The organism is Neoroseomonas rubea, assembly GCF_016106015.1.
Lineage (GTDB): Bacteria > Pseudomonadota > Alphaproteobacteria > Acetobacterales > Acetobacteraceae > Neoroseomonas > Neoroseomonas rubea.
Map to the genome: position 1 here is coordinate 1 of NZ_JACADQ010000383.1, position 3,830 is coordinate 3,830.

Annotated in this window: 3 protein-coding genes; all 3 read left to right on the plus strand. The window is 71.0% G+C overall.

The window, feature by feature from the left end:
* A partial coding sequence (locus HW577_RS22235; RefSeq protein WP_332837783.1) for an LPS-assembly protein LptD occupies positions 1-2,184 on the plus strand: 2,184 nt, incomplete at its 5' end.
* A 46-nt stretch (positions 2,185-2,230) separates the two neighbouring features.
* Entirely contained in the window at positions 2,231-3,574 is a 1,344-nt protein-coding gene (locus tag HW577_RS22240; protein ID WP_198378300.1) for a peptidylprolyl isomerase, read from the plus strand.
* Between the two features lies 1 nt (position 3,575).
* On the plus strand, positions 3,576-3,830 hold a 255-nt coding region (locus HW577_RS22245; protein ID WP_332837784.1), incomplete at its 3' end, for an rRNA adenine N-6-methyltransferase family protein.

The following is a 3,830-nucleotide window of genomic DNA, read 5'->3' on the forward strand; positions in this document are numbered from 1 at the left end:
CAGCCGCCCATCGCCGCGCCGGTCGCGATCGCACCCGTCATGCCAGGCCAGGGCGCGCCCGCCGCCCCGCCGCCCGCCGCCGCGCGCCCCGGCGAGAACGACCCCGTCACCTTCACGGCGGAGGAGGTCGAATATGACCAGAACCGCGCGCTCGTCGTCGCGCGCGGCAGGGTCGAGGCCTGGCAGGGCAACCGCGTCCTACGCGCCGATGAATTCACCTACGACCGCAACACCGGCGTCGCGACCGCACGCGGTAATGTCCAGCTGATCGAGGCGGACGGGCAGGTCGTCTTTGCCGAATCCGTCGTGCTGCAGAACCAGTTCCGCGACGGCGTGCTCGAAGGGCTGCGCGGCCTGCTCGCGCAGAACGGACGCGTGGCGGCCGCCGGCGCGCGGCGCACGGACGGCAACTTCTTCGACCTGTCGCGCGTCGTCTATTCGGCCTGCGACCCTTGCGAGCGGGACCCGCTCGCACCGCCCATCTGGCAGCTGCGGGCACGCACCGCCACGATCGACAATGCCGCCCGCCAGGCACGCTACCGCGACGCGGTGGTGGAATTCGGCGGCGTGCCACTGTTCTGGACGCCCTATCTCCAGCACCCGGCCGGATCCGTGCCGCGCCAGTCGGGCTTCCTCAGCCCCACCTTCGGCATCACCAACTTCCTCGGGGCCTTCGCGGAAGTGCCCTACTACTGGGCGATCGACGAGAGCCAGGAACTCGTGCTGCGGCCGCAGATCGCCACCAGCGCCGCGCCCAATCTCGGGCTCGAATACCGCCGCCGCTTCAACTTCGGCGAAATCGAGGCCGAAGGCTCGATCGGGTATCTCGACGGCAGCTCCAACACGCAGGAAGGCTGGGCCGGGCACATCTTCTCCCGCGGGCGCTTCGCGATCGACGAGACATGGCGCGCCGGCTTCAACCTGAACCGCGCATCTTCGGAGGATTACCTCCGCGTCTACCGCTACGGCGCACGGCGGCTGCTCGACAGCAGCGTCTTCACCGAGGGCTTCTGGGGGGCGGACAGCTACGCGCGGATCGACGCGCGCGCCTTCCAGGGCCTGCGCGAGACGGACGACAATGGCCGCATCCCCGTGGTCGGCCCGAACATCTATTGGGACTGGCGAGCGCCGGTCGATTCGCTCGGCGGCACCTTCACCGTCGATACCTGGAGCTTCGCCACCTTCCGCGACCGTGGAACCGACACGCAGCGCGCCGCGGTGCGTCTTGGCTACGCGCTACCGGCGACGGACCGTCTGGGCGGCCTGTGGACGCTGCGCGCGCAGTCTGACCTCGCCGCGTACAACTACACCGACCTGAACGACGCGCCGAACTTCGCCGCGGGTCGCGACGCGGGCCAGGCGACGATGGCGAATGTGCGGGCGGGGCTCGACTGGCGCATGCCCTTCATCCGCCGTGCCGGCGCATATGGCCACCAGGTGATCGAGCCCCGGCTGCAGATGGTCACCGGGCCCCTGACCGGCCGGCAGAGCGGCATCCCGAACGAGGACAGCATCGACTTCGAGTACACCGACGCGAATCTCTTCTCGCTCAACCGCTTCACCGGTCGGGATCGGCAGGAAGGCGGCACGCGCATCGACTACGCGCTGCGCGGCGCCTGGCACTTCCCCAATGGCGGGCTGCTGGAAGGGCTCGCCGGCGCCTCCTATCGCGTCCAGCGCGACGGCGGTCCCTTCTACGCCGGCAGCGGGCTCGAGAACCGGGCCTCGGACTGGGTCGGCCGGGCGCGCGTGATGCCGACGCCATGGCTCGAATTCATGGGCCGCGGCCGCTTCGCCCAGGATGGTGGGGATCTTCGCTTCCTCGATCTTTCGGCCTCGGTGAGCCTGACGAGCCAGACGACGCTGACCGCAGGCTACCTGTTCACCCCGGCCGTGCCCTACCTGACGCCCGTGCGCGAACGCGACGAGGTCGCGCTCGGCGTCACGCAGCGCTTCGGCAATTGGCGCGTCTCCGCCTTCGGCCGCTATGATCTTGAACAGGAACGGCCCGTCGTCGTGACCGCCGCCGCCGCCTATGAGGATGAATGCTTCCTGTTCGAGGCGCGATTCCTGAAGCGCTTCGCCGAAGTTCCCGGCACAAGCGACCTCTATCCCGCCAGCACGATCCTGCTGTTCCGGATCGGCCTCAAGACCGTGGGCGATGTCGGCTTCCGTGCAATCTGACGGCGGACTGGCAGCCGCCGTGCCCAGAGCATAGAAAAGGGTCACCATGACACATGTGACGCCGCACCGCGCCCGCCCCCTCCGTCGCCTGGCGGCGTTCCTCGCCGTGCTGCTGATCGGCGGCCTGCCGCTGTCCGACGACGCCGTGGCGCAGGGCGCGCGCGTGAACCGCGTCGCCGCCGTGGTGAATGGCGACGTTGTGACGCTGGCCGAGGTTGAGAGCCGCCGTCGCCTGCTGGCACTGTCGGCCGGAATGACCGGCGATGTCGGCGGCCGCGCGAACGACCAGATCCTGCGCCTGCTGATCGACGAGCGGCTGCGCACCCAGGAAGTCGCGCGGCGGCGAATCCCCGTCACCGACCAGGACATCGCCAATGCGGTCGGCGACATCGAAAGCCGCAACAACCTACCGCCCGGCGGGTTGCGCGCCAATCTTCAGCGCGCCGGCATCGACCCGCGGGTTCTCTATGACCAGATCCGCGCGCAGGTCGGCTGGAACAGGCTGCTGCGCACGCAGCTCGGCGCCCAGGCCAATATCGGCGACGCCGAGGTGAATGAGCTCCTCGCCGCCGCCCGCGCGCGCCAGGGCCAGCCCGAGTTCCTCGTGTCCGAAATCTTCCTGCCCGTGAACACCCCGGGCCAGGATGGGGAGGTGCGGCGCTTCACGGACGAGATCATCTCCCGTCTGCGCCAGGGCGCGCCGTTCCCGATGGTCGCGACGCAGTTCAGTCAGGCGCAGACCGCGCTGCTCGGCGGCGACCTCGGATGGATCGATGCCGCGCGGCTCGACCCGGAAGTCGCCGCCATCGTGCGGCAGATGCCCGAGGGAGCGATCTCCAGCCCGATCCGCGTCGCGGGCGGCTTCGTCATCGTGACGTTGCGCCAGAAGCGCATCGCCGGCCGCGACATGGCGACGATGCTGACGATGCGCCAGGCCTTCCTGCCCTTCGAGGGCGCGCTGAACCCCGCCGCCCCCACGGCGCAGCAGATCCGACAGGTGGAACGCGCGCAGCAGATCTCCGAATCCGGGCGCGGCTGCGACGCGGTGGAGGCGGCCGCGCGCGGCGGTCCCCGCCCCGCCGATCCGGGCCAGATCCGGCTGGAAACCGTCAATCCGCCGGAACTGCGCGATCTGCTCACCAACCTGCCGATCGGCCGCCCCTCGCAGCCCATCATCACCCCGGACGGCGTGATGATCATGGCCGTCTGCGCGCGGGAGACGCGCAACATCGCCGAGGTCACGCCCGAGCAGGCCCGCGAGCGGCTGCTGCGCGAACGCGTCGAGCTGATCTCCCGCCAGGTGCTGCGTGACCTCCAGCGGCGCGCGCAGATCGAGATCCGCGGCGGCGACGCCCCGGCCGCCGGGCAGGCCCCGCCGCGCCGCGGCTGAGGTGGCCACGCCCGACCTGCCGAGCCTGCGGGAGACCGTCGCGCAGCACGGCCTCGATGCGCGGAAGTCGCTCGGCCAGCATTTCCTGCTCGACCCCGCAGTCTGCGCGCGCATCGCCGGACTCGCCGGCGACCTTGCCGGCCGGCACGTGCTGGAAATCGGCCCCGGCCCAGGCGGCCTGACGCGCGCGCTGCTCGCCACGCCGGCGGCCGAGGTGGTCGCGCTCGAGCTCGACCGCCGCGCGGTCGCGGCGCTC

Bases quoted from the DNA above. Each gene is read 5' to 3' on its own strand.
- HW577_RS22240 (WP_198378300.1), top strand. From the start codon at position 2,231: ATGACACATGTGACGCCGCACCGCGCCCGCCCCCTCCGTCGCCTGGCG.